The 16,173-nt window shown below is 45.1% G+C and carries 19 protein-coding genes and 1 tRNA gene; 5 read left to right on the forward strand and 15 right to left on the reverse strand.

The window, feature by feature from the left end:
* Positions 1–37: 37 nt before the first annotated feature.
* The 5 genes from E7X56_RS06080 to E7X56_RS06100 form a co-directional block, all read right to left on the reverse strand.
* Positions 38–1,519: a phenylalanine--tRNA ligase subunit alpha gene (locus tag E7X56_RS06080; protein WP_135605845.1), complete on the reverse strand. Its 1,482-nt coding sequence runs from the start codon at positions 1,517–1,519 to the stop codon at positions 38–40.
* Between the two features lie 23 nt (positions 1,520–1,542).
* Complete coding sequence (locus tag E7X56_RS06085) at positions 1,543–2,841, reverse strand: tryptophan--tRNA ligase (protein WP_135605847.1); 1,299 nt, start codon at positions 2,839–2,841, stop codon at positions 1,543–1,545.
* A 68-nt stretch (positions 2,842–2,909) separates the two neighbouring features.
* Positions 2,910–4,121 carry a radical SAM/SPASM domain-containing protein gene (locus tag E7X56_RS06090; protein ID WP_135605849.1) on the reverse strand — a complete coding sequence of 404 codons (1,212 nt, stop codon included), beginning with the start codon at positions 4,119–4,121 and terminating at the stop codon, positions 2,910–2,912.
* Between the two features lie 386 nt (positions 4,122–4,507).
* Positions 4,508–5,116 carry a translation initiation factor IF-2 subunit beta gene (locus E7X56_RS06095; protein ID WP_135605851.1) on the reverse strand — a complete coding sequence of 203 codons (609 nt, stop codon included), beginning with the start codon at positions 5,114–5,116 and terminating at the stop codon, positions 4,508–4,510.
* A gap of 32 nt (positions 5,117–5,148) precedes the next feature.
* A complete protein-coding gene (locus tag E7X56_RS06100) occupies positions 5,149–5,667 on the reverse strand; it encodes a 50S ribosomal protein L16 (RefSeq protein ID WP_135605853.1) in 519 nt (172 codons plus the stop codon).
* Positions 5,668–5,993: 326 nt separating this feature from the next.
* Here E7X56_RS06100 and E7X56_RS06105 point away from each other — a divergent pair, with 326 nt between their 5' ends.
* The 3 genes from E7X56_RS06105 to E7X56_RS06115 all read left to right on the forward strand — a co-directional run bounded on the left by E7X56_RS06105 (position 5,994) and on the right by E7X56_RS06115 (position 7,817).
* Positions 5,994–6,527 carry a molybdenum cofactor biosynthesis protein B gene (locus E7X56_RS06105; protein ID WP_135605855.1) on the forward strand — a complete coding sequence of 178 codons (534 nt, stop codon included), beginning with the start codon at positions 5,994–5,996 and terminating at the stop codon, positions 6,525–6,527.
* 232 nt (positions 6,528–6,759) lie between these two features.
* On the forward strand, positions 6,760–7,461 hold the full coding sequence (locus E7X56_RS06110; protein ID WP_135605857.1) for an RAD55 family ATPase: 702 nt from the start codon (positions 6,760–6,762) through the stop codon (positions 7,459–7,461).
* 89 nt (positions 7,462–7,550) lie between these two features.
* Positions 7,551–7,817: a YhbY family RNA-binding protein gene (locus E7X56_RS06115; RefSeq protein ID WP_135605859.1), complete on the forward strand. Its 267-nt coding sequence runs from the start codon at positions 7,551–7,553 to the stop codon at positions 7,815–7,817.
* Between the two features lie 3 nt (positions 7,818–7,820).
* Here E7X56_RS06115 and E7X56_RS06120 read toward each other — a convergent pair whose 3' ends face one another.
* From E7X56_RS06120 to E7X56_RS06155, 8 genes are all read right to left on the reverse strand, one after another.
* Positions 7,821–8,141 carry a DUF190 domain-containing protein gene (locus E7X56_RS06120; RefSeq protein ID WP_135605861.1) on the reverse strand — a complete coding sequence of 107 codons (321 nt, stop codon included), beginning with the start codon at positions 8,139–8,141 and terminating at the stop codon, positions 7,821–7,823.
* A 21-nt stretch (positions 8,142–8,162) separates the two neighbouring features.
* Positions 8,163–8,528, reverse strand: a complete 366-nt coding sequence (gene crcB, locus E7X56_RS06125; RefSeq protein WP_135605863.1) for a fluoride efflux transporter CrcB — start codon at positions 8,526–8,528, stop codon at positions 8,163–8,165.
* Positions 8,512–8,904 (reverse strand): fluoride efflux transporter CrcB, encoded by a 393-nt coding sequence (gene crcB / locus E7X56_RS06130; protein ID WP_135605865.1) that lies wholly within the window; start codon positions 8,902–8,904, stop codon positions 8,512–8,514. The genes crcB (E7X56_RS06125) and crcB (E7X56_RS06130) overlap by 17 nt, the downstream gene beginning before the upstream one ends.
* Positions 8,905–8,945: 41 nt before the next feature.
* Complete coding sequence (locus E7X56_RS06135) at positions 8,946–9,230, reverse strand: ubiquitin-like small modifier protein 1 (RefSeq protein ID WP_135605867.1); 285 nt, start codon at positions 9,228–9,230, stop codon at positions 8,946–8,948.
* Between the two features lie 115 nt (positions 9,231–9,345).
* A tRNA-Pro gene (locus tag E7X56_RS06140) sits at positions 9,346–9,423 on the reverse strand.
* A 219-nt stretch (positions 9,424–9,642) separates the two neighbouring features.
* The gene (locus E7X56_RS06145) at positions 9,643–10,194 is read right to left on the reverse strand and encodes a UbiX family flavin prenyltransferase (protein ID WP_135605870.1); all 552 of its coding nucleotides are present in this window, start codon (positions 10,192–10,194) and stop codon (positions 9,643–9,645) included.
* A 2-nt stretch (positions 10,195–10,196) separates the two neighbouring features.
* On the reverse strand, positions 10,197–10,544 hold the full coding sequence (locus tag E7X56_RS06150) for a hypothetical protein (RefSeq protein ID WP_135605872.1): 348 nt from the start codon (positions 10,542–10,544) through the stop codon (positions 10,197–10,199).
* Positions 10,545–10,562: 18 nt separating this feature from the next.
* Positions 10,563–11,759, reverse strand: a complete 1,197-nt coding sequence (locus E7X56_RS06155) for an HD domain-containing protein (protein ID WP_135605874.1) — start codon at positions 11,757–11,759, stop codon at positions 10,563–10,565.
* Between the two features lie 64 nt (positions 11,760–11,823).
* On the opposite strand from E7X56_RS06155, the gene cofD reads away from it, so the two are divergent.
* Entirely contained in the window at positions 11,824–12,744 is a 921-nt protein-coding gene (gene cofD / locus E7X56_RS06160) for a 2-phospho-L-lactate transferase (RefSeq protein ID WP_135605876.1), read from the forward strand.
* A gap of 285 nt (positions 12,745–13,029) precedes the next feature.
* Here the strand turns inward: cofD and E7X56_RS06165 are convergent, their stop codons facing one another.
* Together E7X56_RS06165 and E7X56_RS06170 are read right to left on the reverse strand one after the other, a co-directional pair.
* Positions 13,030–14,205, reverse strand: coding sequence for an ABC transporter permease (locus E7X56_RS06165; RefSeq protein WP_244603431.1), 1,176 nt, complete (start codon positions 14,203–14,205; stop codon positions 13,030–13,032).
* Positions 14,202–15,311, reverse strand: a complete 1,110-nt coding sequence (locus tag E7X56_RS06170) for a hypothetical protein (RefSeq protein WP_135605878.1) — start codon at positions 15,309–15,311, stop codon at positions 14,202–14,204. The genes E7X56_RS06165 and E7X56_RS06170 overlap by 4 nt, the downstream gene beginning before the upstream one ends.
* A gap of 104 nt (positions 15,312–15,415) precedes the next feature.
* Between E7X56_RS06170 and E7X56_RS06175 the strand changes: the two genes are divergently transcribed.
* Positions 15,416–16,108 (forward strand): DNA alkylation repair protein, encoded by a 693-nt coding sequence (locus tag E7X56_RS06175; protein ID WP_244603432.1) that lies wholly within the window; start codon positions 15,416–15,418, stop codon positions 16,106–16,108.
* The last annotated feature ends 65 nt before the right edge of the window (positions 16,109–16,173 follow it).

The raw sequence follows: 16,173 nt of genomic DNA on the forward strand, positions 1-16,173 counted from the left end.
CGGCACAGGGCCGCTTATGTAATATTCATTGTTATTTTTAATCTTTTAGCTGGCAGACCTGGCTCTTGCGTAACCATTCGATGTCTGACTGGTACAGCTCACGCAGGTCCTTGAGCCCGAGCTTAAGCATGGCTACACGGCTGACACCAAGGCCCCATGCAAGAACAGGCTGCTTGATCCCGAGAGGTTCGGTTACTTCCTTGCGGAACACTCCGGCTCCACCGAGTTCTACCCAGCCGAGTCCGTCAATGTATACCTCAGGTTCCACACTTGGTTCTGTGTATGGGAAGTATCCCGGCCTGAACCTAACATCCTCGAATCCCATCCTGTGATAGAACTCTTCAAGACAGCCAAGCAGGTTTGCGAATGACATGTTCTCGTCCATGATCACACCTTCGAGTTGCTCGAACTCAGGTGTGTGTGTTGGATCGATGGTCTCGCGGCGGTATGCCCTGTCAATACAGAATGCCTTTACCGGCGGGTTCGGGTTGTCTGCAAGGTACTTGATGGTAACAGCAGTGGTGTGGGTTCTCAATACATCGCGTTTTGCAATATCCTCACTCCACTTTCCTCCCCATCCGGTGGACTGGAGGTCACCACCATGTTCATGCATGTCCCTGATTCCTTCCGTGTAGTCTTCAGGAAGCTCTGAACGGGTGGACAGGTGGAACGTATCCTGCATCTCACGGGCAGGGTGGTCCTGTGGCTGGAACAATGCGTCGAAGTTCCAGAATGAGCTTTGTACAACATCTCCTTTGATCTCGGTGAATCCCATCTCAAGGAAGATCTGGCGCATCTGGTCGATAAGGCGCTGGTATGGGTGTACCTTTGCACCATACACTGGTTTTGGAGGTGTCTGGATATTGTAAGGCCTGAAATTCTTGTTCTTCCACTCCCCACTCTTCAATAACTGGGATGTGATCTGGTTGATCTCTTCCTCAATGGTGATGCCTGCTTTTACAAGTTCAGTTCCGTCATTTGTGATGGAGACCGTACGGTCCTTATCCTCGGTCTTTGAAACAAGCTTGCGTTTGATAAGGTCCTTTATGATCTTGTTATCGGTTCCAAGCTCTTCAAGGGTATGTGCTTCCTTTGTAAATCTTGCAAGGACTTTTTCGTCTTCTGCCTCTCCTGCATCGCCGGATGGGACTATCATGCCGTTCTCGATGTTAGCCCAGCCTTTCCTGCGGAGCCAGCCGGTTGCGATACCTACCATCTTTGGTGAGAGCTTTTCTTTTAGCTCATCGATAGGGGTTGGTTCCTGGATCGCGTTGATCAGCTGGCGCTCAGGAAGCCCTTCCTTTGCATAGGTACGACCTTCGTCTGTCAGTGTGTAAAGTTCAGTAATTGTATCATTTACTTCTGCCAGTCCGTTCTCTGAGAGCAAAAAGGCGGATTGCATTGCAGTTTCCACTTTCATGGATGCTTTTTCTGCAAGATCTTCCGGGGTTGTGGATGCAAGTTCATCCAGTGCGAGCAGCACATTTTTTTCATTCGTAGTAAGTTTATAGTTGCTCATGTCGGTCAGGGTCCTTTTTGGGTTTATAATCCGTAATCGTCCAGCCGGTCCTTTGCCAGCTCACGCTTTTCCTGGTGTTCTGTCAGGAATTCGGTCATCAGTTCTGCAGCAAGGGCTTTGCAGGTGCCACACATACGTTTTCCGCAAACACATTCATCGTAGATCTCTTCCAGTTCTTTATCGTCTTCGACGAGGTGGAACATAAGGAGTTCATAGGCAGAACAGTTATTTGGATCTCCTCCAAGCTTCTTCTGTTCTTCAAGTGTCATCCTGCCGCCGGTCTTGGCACGTTTTACCTTCTTTGCAGCGGTCTTTGGATCTTCCTTTAATGAAATGATACTCTCAGGGACACTGCTGGACATTTTACCTCCCTGCAGTCCTGACATGAACCTGTGGTAGGTGGAAGCAGGCGGCACAAAAGCATAGCCTCCGTACTCGATCTCAACTTCCCTTACGGTGTTCAGGAGCTTGCTGTAGTCATCAGCTCCGAAGACATCGACATGTCCTTCGAAAAGCTTTGTATCCCATGGCAGTCTTTCCGCGACATCCGCAAGTGCACCTTCAGGAGCAGCCTTGCTACGAACACTGAAATACTTGTCTTTGTTCTTATCTTCGCGTCCTTCGATCCTGAACATGTTCATCTTGTGTGCGATTCCACGTGTCAGGCGCATGTGTGGGTCCTGGTCAGCACCCACAGGAATGACCGTGGGCTTTGGACCACCATACTCTGAAAGCTGTGGCTGGAGTATATCCGCACTCTGGGAAAGTGTGCTTGTCATGTGTGATACGCTTGTCTCTCCGCTAAATCCATAGATAGCACTGAGCTCGGAGAAGTTTGTCTTTGAACCGAGTTCGAACGTAAGTTCCTTGACATTGTCGGATTCTGACTGGAAGTATATGTGGCCGTTCGGCTCAAAACCAAGGGCAATCAGACTAACGATGTAATCTTCAATTCCGATCTGACGGCATTTTTCCCATGAAATTCCTCTTACAGAGTAGGCTTCCCTGTCCGCGATGCCCACAAAAGCATCAGCTCCCATTTTCTGGTGCCAGATGATCTCTTCCATGACCATCTTGTGTCCGAGATGTCCGCCTCCGGTGGGCATGAATCCGCTCATGACCGAAAAAGGATCCTTGTTCTTCATTGCCTCTGTGATCAGGTCATAGCTCCTGTGGCCGAAGATTATCTTCCTGCGCATGTACCTGTGTGGGTCAGGGAGTTCAGAACAAATATCCTCAAATGGAAGGATTCCGAATTCATCGAACAATTTTGAGTAATCGTCAATATTGACTGAACCCCAGGGGTCAAGTTTCATATTCATGTGCTGCCTCTGTCAAATTCCGCTTAAATATTGTTATTATCCTTGAATCGCTTAAACGTATATATCGGTTACCTGATAAGATCGAAGTCGTATGGTGTTCCGGCATCCTCTGGTATTTTCGATACAAGCTTCAGGTAATCCTTCTCCTGCATAAGGCAGGAGTGCCTCTCTCCTTTAAAGTCACTGACCTTGCGTATCCTGCTCCAGATCGTCTTGAGGGGGTCTGTTTTGATGTTCCCGAAACTGAATGGTATGTAGGGGCAGGGTTTTACTGATCCTTCCACGCAGACATGCAACCAGCGCTGGCCAGCCATACATCCCAGCATCTCCCCTTCGAAATATGTATTTGCGAATATTCGGGGTCCGTCCTCTGTGGCATTTATCCTGCGGTACATTTTCATTATGATGTCCCTGTCCTCATCTGTGATTATGGGGTCTTCGGGTTTCTTTGGCACGGACTCCCATAATGAGAATTCATGTACTCCGAGTTCTTTTGCGAATTGGTACATGGATGCCAGTTTCTCAATGTTCTTTGGGGAAACATGGGTGCACATTGTAACTAGCAGGCCTGCGTCGAGTCCGTATCTGATCGCATCGGTCGCCTTTTCAAAAGCGCCTTCCAGCTTTCGCACATCATCGTGTTCTTCAGGAACAGTGGAATATATGCTCACCAAAAGGTTGTGAAGTCCGACTTCCTTTAGCCGTTCAGCAACTTCCGGTGTCATATCTGTGCCCGGTGTGTACATGTTGACAATGGCACGGTCCTTGTCAACGTAATCAATAAGTTCGAATATATCTTCGCGAAGAAGGGGATCCCCTTCGGTAAATGTGATGACCACAGCGCCCATGTCAAGGGCTTCATCGATTGCCCTTTTTACAGTATCTACATCAAGGTCTCCTTCACCGCCACTCATTAAACAATGGTCACAGTTGCATTTACACTGCCTTGTGATCTCAAAGGAGACCGTTTCGGGAATATATTTTCCAAGTGCGATCTGTGTTTCTGCAAAAAGAAGTCTTTTGAATACCTTACCCGGTATGGGTGGTAACCATGTGGATGCTATGACCCTGTCTTTCTCAACAAGGGCTGGTTTTTCAGCTTCAAGGGTGGAATTGAACTTTTTCAGGAAAGGAGAGCAAACACCACGTAAATGTCCTTTTGCTTCCAGTTGTAAAAATCCGTTCTGATGCTTCAGGTCAATGGTAAGGCCTGGAACCGAAAGTACTGTAATGTCTTCTTCACTTTGGTCCGAATCTGTTTTTCTGTCAGTGTTAGCCATTTCAAACTCCTCTCTATGTCAGGTCTTACAACCTTTTGCATCATGTTTTATGGGAATGCCTTTTGGATATGTATTATATTGATGATCTTTAAAAAGTCTCATTTACATTTGTATAAACCATCGGTTAGGCATTGCTGATATTTATTATGTGCAAAAAATGAACTCCGAAACCGGGTTTGCCAGTTTCGTTCTGTAAAGAATATTACATCATTGTTTGGAAAACCGCTTTCAATAAGTCCATCGAACTCTGGCCTTGAAATTGGTTCCCGGTCCATCTAAACCCTCTTTTATATCATGTTTCCTTCATTATCTGCCCTGATAGGATCGTTCCGGGCAGACATTCGGAAAGGGTGTAGATCAATGATGTTCTGATCAAAGAACGCTGCTTAAGCGCGTTCTGCAAATGCAAGGTTCCCGCTGATCCTCTTGATCTTGATCTTTACGACATCGCCTTTTGCAGCGCCTGGGACAAATATGGTGAACTTGGCAAGTTTAGCGATTCCGTCTCCTTTTGAACCAACGGCATCGATCCTGACCTCGTACTCCTCGCCTTCTTCGACTGCATCGCGGGGTGTTGCAATTGTGGTCCTCCTCTTTTTAACAGGACGGTGTGCACCACAAGCTGCGCATTTTAATATAAGTATCCTACCTGATTTGACAAGCTCGGTATCCGGACGATTACATTCGGAGCATATGACATACTCTTCAACGTAGGCGTCGATATTTGATTTGATATTCTCTCTTGGGAATTTTCCCTGGAATATTGCACGACTTCCATCAAGCTTTCCGGCAGTTCCCATTTCCCTTGTGAGGTATTTCATAATGTGGTCCGGATCTCTGTTCAGTACGTCCGCAATGTTCCCAAAGTTCTCAAGGACGGTGGTCTTACCTTCCACAAATATCCTGGGTTCGGGAATTACGAAACGAACATCCGTAGTTTCCACATCTGGCAGGTTTTCAATTGCCCTTTCCAATAGCGCTTCGTAATCATCCATTTTGATACCCTCTTGTTTGATCAATGTTCTTTTTACTGTACCAGTTCCATACCCTGATCGACAACGATCCTTACAGGGGTTGGCAATTTCTGGCCAGCTTTTCGGAGAGCATCCTTTGCGTTAGGGAAGTGCTCTTTGTTCACAGATATTGTGAATACCTTCTGTCCTGCAGAAACTCTTGCTGCAGTACTTACATTCTTGCCCCATGATGCTCTCATTCCACTTGAGACACGGTCTGCTCCTGCTCCTGTGGCCTGTTTGTTCTCTCTGAGAACCTCGTGAGGATATACCCTGAGCTTCATATGGTAGCCGGTACGACCTGCTGCTGTTGTCATTGCTCTGTTTGCAGTGATACGTGCAGCTTCGAGAGCTGTGTGCCTGATCTGGCATCTTTCTTCTGAGATCAATGTGATCTTCACCGGGAATTCAGCTGTCTTGTTTCCATCATCGTAGTGGATTACGTGGCTGCCTGGAACACCGCCCATATATTTTCGTCTTGTGTTTGAGCGTGATTTTACGTTTCTGTACATACTTGCTGGTTTTCTTACCATGAGATTGAACCTCCTTAATATGATCAGTGTGATCTTAAGAACGCATTGAGTTTCCTGCTTTTTTGATCTGGTTGCCAGATCGTTGTTCTGGATATGTTGGCAACGCGTCTTGAAAATCTTTAAGTTGTAAATGTGTCAATGATGCATCCCCCTACTACTTAGGGGTTTATAAGTCTTATCAATAGAAAATCTATTTTCATTTTTTCCTGTGCAGTTCTAACTTACATCTTATATATCCGGGTTTTGGGAGCATTTTACGTATATATTCAAACAGACACCTTCTGGAAATCAATATATATATATATTGTATGTATATAATTTCCCATATGGACTCTGTTACTCAGAAGCACAGGAAAGATGCCAGAAAAAGTATTGGTTTTTATTTGATCTCAATATCTACTTCAAGGTTTGCCAAATATGGCTCAGCCCGGTCACCTGAAGATGCTGAGGATATATCCGGTGAATTGATGGAAGAACTTGTGAAAAAGAATGGTCATCATGTACTGGGCTATGAGCTTGTTTCCGATGAACCCTCATATATAAAAAAGGCTGTTATGGATGCCCTGCAAAAAGAAGCAGATGTTATTGTTACTACTGGTGGTACCGGTCTGACCCCCACTGATGTTACCATCGAGTCCCTGGCACCTATGTTCGAGAAACAGATGCCCGGATTCGGGGAACTTTTCAGATATAAGAGCATTGATCAGATAGGTTCTGCAGTGATACTGACCCGTGCAGCTGCTGGAACTATAGGGGATAAAGCGATCTTCTGTCTTCCCGGATCACCAGGTGCAGTGGAACTTGCACTCTCAGAGATCATCCTTCCGGAAGCAGGTCATGTTGTAAAACACATAAGGTAAATCTTTAATAATTTCCGGGACAATGCACTCAATATATTTACATAGTCCCTGCAAAAGATATATTATTAATATGATTGTCCCTTAGATGTATCCATAATGCATATAGTTTAATAGGTACTATTTGGAATGTGGATTAAATTCCACTTAAGTTACTGTGAGATAATGCAAAGTCAAATCAAATACCTGTGATTTTATGCGTTAACAGGAATTAATCCGTCGTAGGAAGGTTTACATGACTGAATATTTGTTTGGTATCAAAGAACTTGACGATCTGATCGGTGGTGTTAAAGAGGGCACCAACCTGATGCTTATCGGTCCTCCTATGAGTGGAAAAGATGATCTTGTTAATACTATTATATACAACGGGCTTAAAGAGGGCGATTCTTCCATTATTGTCTCTACCCGTGAGACCGGGGAACGTGTACTGGACTGGTTCTCGAATAACGGCCTGGATACTGACACTGCCAATCTCGGTGTTGTGGATTGTGTAACGAAAACACTTGGTATCCCTGCATTGGACAAAGATCATATAAAAAGGGCAGCGAGTCCTGTGGATCTTACAGGTATCGGAGTAAGGATAGGCCAGTATTTCGAGGAGTTCCTTGTTCAGAAAGAAGCCCCTGGTTTGAGATTTTGTATCAATTCCCTTTCTACTATCCTGATGTATTCCAATCTTCAGACATTGTTCAGGTTCTTACATGTTTTCACAGGTCGTGTTAAAGCATCAAATTCCTTTGGTATCTTCATTGTGGAAGACGAAATGCATGATCCACAGACAGTAGCGACCCTGAAACAGCTTTTTGATGGGATGATAGAAATAAAGGAAACAGATTCCGGTTATTCTATCAGGATATTGGGCATTACTCCAAAACCCACTCCGTGGTATGAGTTTGAGGTCGATGGCAGCAATGTAAGTATCGGGAAGCCTGAATAAACCGTTTCTTATTAAAGTCGGCTATTTTGCATTACCACATGCAAATACTGCCGCAAGGTATAATTGGCATAAATTTTGTGTAGGTTCATATGGATAAAGAAAAGCTGTACAAACTAAGGTCCGAAGCAACCCACATAAAACCTATAATAAATGTAGGCAAAGGCGGGGTTTCCGACCAACTGATAACCGAACTGAAAAAACTCATTAAAGATCGTCATCTTGTCAAAGTTAAGGTCTTAAAGAGTGCTTCTTACGAGGACGAGGATGGAATTGACGGTATTGCTGAAAAGCTTGCAGATGCCACAAGGGCGACCATCATTGATGTAAGGGGTCATTCTGTAGTACTTTACCGCTAATGTTCAGACATTCTCCCCTGAAATGATCTCAACTTTTTGCAAGGTGATAAGTTCTTTTGGAACCATACTGCAAAGTTCAGGGAGAATCCTTCTTATCTTTTTTTCGGAATCGACTGCTTCCACAATAATTGGCAGGTCTGTGCCGAGTCTCAGGATGCTTGTTGTATGTATCTTGCTATGAACTCCGTATCCTTCGATGCCATGAAGGACGGTTGCACCGGCGATCTTTGAATCCCTCATAAATTCAAGTATCTTCTCATGTGCAGGTTTTCCATCGCAGCAATCGTTCTCACTGAGGTATATCCTGAGAATAGCTGATGTCATATATCAATCTCTATTTTCAAATTAGATTAAACTTGCTATCTGCTGTCCGATGTAAACCCCTGAAAGACAAAGCAACAGGTTGAGTGTGATATTGGACACAAATAATGCTGTACGCCCCTCTTCGAGCAGCTTGAAGCTTTCATATGCAAAGGTTGAGAACGTTGTGAAGGAGCCGAGGATCCCTATGTTGATAAGGTGAAAGCTGGCGTATGGTACAGAGAGAAATGTCAGTGTGGATAGTATGGTGCTTCCGATAACATTCACAAGAAGGGTTCCTGTGGGAAGCCCTTTCAGAAGCGGTACGGTCCCTGAAACAAGATACCTGAGGCAGGCTCCTATAGAGCCTCCAAGTCCCACCAGCAGTAATGCTTCAATTCCGATGGCCATTTCCTTTCCTCCTGAACAGATAGACGATAATGCCTCTTCCGAGGAACACTGCTAATAGGGTCAGTACGAGATTGCTTCCGATATTTAAGATCGCAGAGGTCCCTCCAAGCGTGTAGGTTTCAACGGCGAAAGTAGAAAAGGTCGTGAAAGCCCCCATAAAACCTGTGCCAAATGTCAGTCGTGTTCTCTGGCTTATGTGGCCAAGGTAATCATAATCGTACATCATCATTCCCAGAAGAAGGCTTCCAAATACATTCACAACCAGTGTTCCATTAGGTGAAATGGTGCTGGATGAAACTGCATATCTGGATATGGCACCCAAAAAACCTCCGAATGCGATGCTTACCAGGTCCTGTGTTCGTTCCGGGAGTGTCATTTCTGAAATTGAAGTTCAATGAAGGCAGCGTCTTAAGAAGATCAACCACCGGATACCGGTGGGAATATTGCGATCTCATCGTCATCATTGACAATGGTATCCAGTCCTTCAAGATGCAGGATGTTGTTTCCATTTATGAGTATGTTGATGTAGCTTCGAAGTTTCCTGTTCCCTTCGACATCGTTGAAGATCAGTTCCTGAAGCTGTGGGAATCTTGTGAGAAGGCCATCAAGGATTTCCTGTACGTTCTCTCCTTGCATCTCCATTTCAGATTCTCCTGCTGATTCCCTGAGATTTGCAAATAACTTTATTTTTGCCATAACCATGAGAATTTCTGACTACTGCATATTAAATAAAACTAATCCAAATACGCCAAAAATGACTTCTCAGTAGCATGTTGTAAATGTCAATGATAAGTGTTAATTAAAAAAGTTAGAAATCTGGTGGGATAGCGCGGATTTGAACCGCAGTCCAAGCGTCCCAAACGCTCGAGGATCGACCAGGCTACCCTACTATCCCATCATGTTCATTGCATGCAAAAGACCTCGCATGCAGTGCCTTTGGAAGCACGTTCCCCTAAATAGAAGTCATAGTAGATATACTTAACTATCAGGTTTCGCATCTTTGGTAATTTATTGCTTAATTTTCAGTGCTCTTTGTATGAATATTGTTTAGTTGTTATTGATGCGGATGTCATGTTCGATTAATATGCCTGACATGGGCCGGATATGTGAAATTTCACTTCCAGCGCTTGTAGGCATCATTCTCGACACCTATAAGGTCGAGTGCTCGTCCTGCCATGAAATTGATGAGGTCGTCGATGGATTCCGGCCGGTTGTAATATGCAGGACAGGCTGGTAGCAGGATAGCTCCGGCATTATGTGCTTTCAGCATATTCTCGATATGGATGCCACTGAGCGGGGTTTCCCGGGTCATGAGGATGAGCTTTCTCCTGTCCTTAAGGCATACATCCGCTGTGCGTGCAATGAGGTTGTCTGAGGTTCCGTTTGCCACTGATGCAAGTGTTTTCATGCTGCAGGGCGCTACGATCATGCCTGCGAAGGGGTGTGATCCACTTGCTATGGGTGCGGTGAAGTCATTCTCATCATGGACCGATGTTGCCAGTTCCTTTATGTTTTCAGGTGTAAGATCTGTCTCGACTTCGATGATCTTCTCTGCGGCCTTTGTGAGTATCAGATGGGTGTCTATATCCATATCTGCCAGAAGCTCAAGCAACCGGATACCATATTGTGCACCGGAGGCTCCACTTATCCCGATAACTACCTCCATTCTTATCTCTCCTTCAGTGATCCCATGAACTCCTCTATCAGTTCGTTCGAAGCGGACAACACTTCTTCGATCTCTTCAACTGTAATATTCTCGAAATTTATTCCTACGGTAACAACTGTTGTGCTATGAGTGACCGAACTTATACGCCTTGCAGCATCAAGAGCGATAGCGTCATCCCTGTGGGATGGGAGGGTGATCACCGATGAGGATGCATGTCCTGGAACCCTGTCATAGTAACCTACAGCTACTGCTCCAATGTGACCTTTACCGCCTGTAAGTGTTATCACCAGGTCTTCGCCGATGATCCGATGTTCAAGTAAAAGTTCTCCTCTGCTTGTTTGTGTTCTCATTTCCTGCAAAGTATCACCTCATAGGTCTGTAAGTCTGAACTGCTTTGTTCCCTTTTTTGTGTCAAAGAATTCCTGTGCAGCCTTCCTGACAGTTTCCCTGTGTTCCTTAATAGTGTATACTCCCATTCTCCAGTTATCCTGGTGGGCATTTTCTATCGTCGCCACAATATTGGAGGCTTCATCAAGCCTCAGCATCTTCCCGTCGACCTTGATCAGTGCCTTCATTTCTGCGATCTCTGGTCTCTTTGGGATATCGATCAGGATCTCGCTGCTGTCGATACCAACCATCTCAGCGATCTCATTTTCCACCCGGTCGACCTTTCCCCTGTAACGCAGGACGTTCTCACCAACAACATCAATGCCAACATGAAGGGCACGTTTGTAAAGTCTTCTTTCATCAAGTCGTTTTCCAAGTTCACCTGCGTATCCCTCGTCCGCCCTGATCATCTCGAACAATCTGGCATCTTCCATCTGGCGCAGTTTGAACGGGTCGAGTGTCTTCTTGTTGATAAGGTCCTGGACCGCCCTCGTGAACATCGTTTCGGCTATCCTGGATACGTGATGGTAATAGACCGCTGGATGCATAAGGAAACGTGAGACTAGAAGTGATTCTGCAGCTTTCAGGCCTCCCAGTCCGACAACCAGATTGTCCTCGTAGAACTGCATTTCATGTATCAGGCGTGCATGGTCCACAAGTCCGAACGCAACACCTGTGTAATGGGCATCCCTTACCAGATAGTCCATGCGGTCAACATCGATCTCGCTGTTCACTATCTTTCCCAGTGAGGTCTCACCCTTTATGTGGTCTGCAATGGTCACAGGATCAAGTCCATGTTCGTCCAGTATTTCTGCGATCTCGCCTTTTTTGAGGATAGGTTTCACATCTTCATGTCTCTGGCGAGTATACTGTTTTATGATACTCTCTGTGACATGTGACAGTGGCCCGTGGCCGATGTCATGAAGAAGTGCAGCTGCACGGATCTCATCCTTTTCATCTTTCTCGATCGAGTTTAGCTGGGATGTCAGGGTGGTTGCAAGGTGCATTACTCCAAGGGAATGTTCAAAACGAGTATGGTTAGCTCCGGGATATACAAGATTGGACAGACCCAATTGCTGAATTCTCCTTAAACGCTGCATTTGAGGTGTATCTATCAATGACAATACAAGCTGGTCCAGTTCTATGTACCCGTGTACCGGATCCCGAATGACTTTCATATGCTTTAAATAGTGTTCATTGTATAATGATGTTCCGTTATTTGAAGGAAACCGAGGTTGTTGTATGATCGTATTATCGGGTGGAACCGGAACTCCCAAATTGCTTGATGGCTTAAGACATGTCCTTCCTGAAGAAGATATAACGGTGGTCGTGAACACAGCTGAAGACCTGTGGGTATCTGGAAATCTGATCACACCTGACATTGATACTGTGCTCTATTTACTCTCTGACAGGATCGATAAGGAGAAATGGTGGGGTGTAAGAAATGATACCTTCAGTACCCATGAAGCAATGAAGCTTGCCGGTCATGACGAGGGAATGATGATAGGCGATCTTGACAGGGCTACCCACATCATGCGGTCTGAATTGCTAAGGCAGGATATGTCCCTTACAGAAGCTATACAGAAAATGACCTCTTCATTCGGGATCAGATCAAGTATATTCCCTATGTCCGATGATCCTGTATCTACAATGATAACAACATCATCCGGCAGGATACATTTTCAGGATTTCTGGGTAAAACAACACGGTGAGGTGGATGTAATCGAGGTTTCACAGGATGGGATCGAGGAAGCATCCATATCTCTTGGGGCAATTGAAGCTCTTGAAAAGGAGGATGAGGTCCTGATAGGGCCAAGCAATCCGATCACAAGTATAGGTCCGATCATTAACCTGCCTGGTATGCGCGAAATCCTCAAAGAAAAAAAAGTGGTTGCGGTAAGCCCTATCATAGGAAAGGAACCAATAAGCGGCCCGGCAGGAAAACTAATGAGTGCATGTGGCTTCGATGTTTCTTCAGTTGGTGTTGCAGAGTGCTACAATGATATCCTTGATGCTATGGTCCTTGATGTTCGGGATGACGCAGCAGGGGATGCTATAAAGGACATGGGTATAGATGTCTTTTTTAAGGATACTTTGATGAGATCGGTGGATATAAGCAAGGATCTCTCAAGGAGCATCATTGATATGTTTGCTACTATTTGATATTTATATAAATGTCCGGTATACAATAATGCATTAAAGTAACCTTGTTAACATCTTCAGAAAAACAGTTTATTGCGTGAACATTTTATGAAAGGTGGTATGAGCGGGTTGGGGAGTGGGGGTACTTGAAAAGAAATTAGGATCCCGCTCATTACACAAAGACTACTATTTAGTAATTGTATATACACTTTGCGGCAGAAAAGTTTCTTTTAATGTATTTTCTTATCAACACTACCACTTTTGAGAATGTGTTGTGGCAAAAAGAGCTTGATAATTTATTTATTCTCAATGTGTTGAAATTGCCTCTACCGGATCCAGCCCGGCTGCGCGCTGAGCAGGGTAAACCCCTGCAATCAAGTTGAGTACAAATACGACTATAACAGTTATAAGTATATCTGATATACTGATGATCACTGGTATCTTCTCAATGCCATAAAACTCAGCAGGAACCGGATAACTCCCTATCATCAGGGCAATGGCAGTTCCAAGTATGGATCCGATGACCGCACCGATCAATCCCAGGATGCCGCTCTCCAGAATGAATATCCTGCGTATGGCGGAAGCAGGTGCTCCCATGGCCATCAGGACGCCTATTTCTTTTACCTTCTCCATTACCACCATGTTCAGTGTGCTGATCACCCCGAACGATGCTATCAGGAGTATGAGTGCGAGTATTATGTTATTGGACGTTGTTTCAATGGTGATGGTCTGGAGGATCTCAGGATTTGTCCCTGTCCATCCCGATGCTTCGTAACCGAGAGCTTCGATCTCTTTTGCGATCTTTTTGTCTTCGTTATAGTCTGCCAGACGGATGTTGATCACATTGATGGCATCACCGGTATCATAGAATTCCTGTGCCGTCTTTAGGGATGTGTATGTAAGGATATCATCTGCAGGTGTTCCTGTATCAAAGATCGCTACTATCTCATAAGAGGCCGGGTTTGCTGTGGGGAAGTTTACGGATAGCTTATCGCCGATCTTCACATCAAGATCCTCTGCAAGGCTGTCACCGATCACAATTGTATTCTTGGAGTGGATAAGCTTGTAGGGATCTCCTTCTACTATATCCTCTGAGATGCGGGATACAGAATCTTCCTTTTCGGGTTCTATCCCTCGCATAAAGACGTTGAGTGTTTGCTCCTTGTATCGAAGCGTAGCTTCCCCCTCCAGGGCAGGCGAGGTTCCTACCACTCCCTCGATACTTTCTATAAGTGGAATGATGCTATTGTAAAAATGAATGTATTCCTCTTCCTCACCAGGAGTAACGACCACATGAGGAAGGTTCTCGACGGTAACATCATAGATCTCTTCTGTATATCCTGCCATAAAAGCGTTCGAGATCACGAGTATAGTGACCGCGATCCCAATGGCACTTATGGATATGAGCGATTGACGACGCCTGCTTTTGAGATGTCTCAGGGCAATGAACAGCTCGTATGGCATTTGAATTACCTTTTTCATGCATTTCTTCTGCGGAGCACAAATGCCACAGTAGCAAGAACAAATGCTGCCTGTGTGATCAGGAATGATGGTATGCTGTTGTCCTCTTCCGCTTCTTCAGGAACATCATTTGATATGGTCACACTTTCTTCCACATCGATAATGGTTTCCTGGATGTCGAGGCCGTCTCCATCATTGCCTATGATCTCGATCACAAGTTTGTATTTGCCTTCCTGGAGCCTGTTCTCCCAGATGGCTTCTACTGTTTCGTCATCATCTGTGAGCAGTATGGGTGATCTCATGATCGCGGATTCGACGACATTCTCCCCATTCTCATCATAAACTGTGAATTGTACATAACCGTCGAAAGGTACCTGGGAATTTCCTGCAATGGTAGCACTTGCACCGATCTCATCCTTATATACATCGGTGATCTTTGCATCATCCCGTGAAATGAATGCGTCTGTTACCACAATAGCAGTTTTTTCATTGGATGGCCTGACCTTTACAAGTCCGGTGTATTCCTTATCGTTCAAAAGAAGGGTGTTCCATCTCTTATGAACTGTAAGGGGGGTTGTATGCACGGATACTTTTTCGTCCTTTGCAATGTAGATGACATCAAAACCATCCACGAGCATGTATTCTATGTCGACAAGGGTTGCATCAACAGGTCTTATGACCGCGGTCACACCTTCGGAATTGGAGATCGTGCCTTCTATTACGACCTCCGGGATTACCTGCCTGCCGTGAACGAACTCATATTCGGTAGAACTGAGCTCCTTTTCATCATTAAGGACCTGTACATGTACTTCATATGCGCCATCCTCGGCGGTCTTTGTTTCCCACTGGACCACTTTTATGACCCTGGAATTCACGCTGATCCTGTCAACAGGGATGGTGGTACTATCGATGATCCTGTCTTCACGTACAAGCTGTACTTCCAAGATTAGGTCTTCTACTGTCGAAGAGGAGTAAAGGGCAATATCACAGGTATCAATGCTGCTGTATATCTCACCGATCTCGATCATTGTATCAGCATCATTCCCGGTGTTCGCTGATGCAAGGGCTGTTGTTGCGAACAGTATTATCAGGATACAGATAACCAGTTTACTCATTACGCCTCTCATGTTGTTTCCCCTTCTTACTTAATAAAAAAGTATCCTCTAATAATATTTAAAAAGCATCCATACAATGTCTTATGTGACAAATTGAAAACACGGGGACTGTTCTTGTGGGTACAACAGAAGAAATCTTTGATGAGATCATCACTAAACTGGAAGAACTGAGCGATCCTGAGGCTATAGAAGGCATGGCACATTTCTGGATCACTCCTGAAAAGTGCTATGGTGTATCAATTCCGGAGCTGAGACACCTTGCAAAAGATACCGGTAAGGATCATAAACTGGCTCTCATGTTGTGGGATGCAGGCTACAGGGAGACGATGATTCTTGCTTCCATGGTGGATGATCCAAAGCAGGTTACGGAGAAGCAGATGGAAGTGTGGGTCAGGGACTTTGATTACTGGGAGATATGTGACCAGTGCTGTATGAACCTCTTCCAGAAAACCCCTCACTCTTACAGGAAAGCTATCGAGTGGAGCTCCCGCAAAGAGGAGTTCGTAAAACGCTCGGGTTTTGTGCTCATGGCAAGGATGGCTGTGGCGGACAAGAAGGCAGAAGATCCCATTTTCGAGGATCTCTTCCCGTTGATCGAAAAGGAATCCATCGATGCACGCAATTTTGTGAAAAAAGCCGTCAACTGGGCCTTAAGACAGATCGGCAAGCGCAACATCGAGTTGAACAAAAAAGCCATCGAAGTGTCACAAAGGCTTACCGGATCGAATCTGGTCAGTGCCAGATGGATAGGTACTGATGCACTGAAAGAGCTTACCAGTGAAGCTGTCCAGAAGCGTCTGCACAAATGAAGGTTTGTGTTTCCTGTGTTGTATAATCGTTATTGGATGACTTCAAATCAATTTGTAGCTTAAGT

This window comes from Methanococcoides sp. NM1, assembly GCF_900774285.1.
Taxonomy (GTDB): Archaea; Halobacteriota; Methanosarcinia; order Methanosarcinales; family Methanosarcinaceae; genus Methanococcoides; species Methanococcoides vulcani.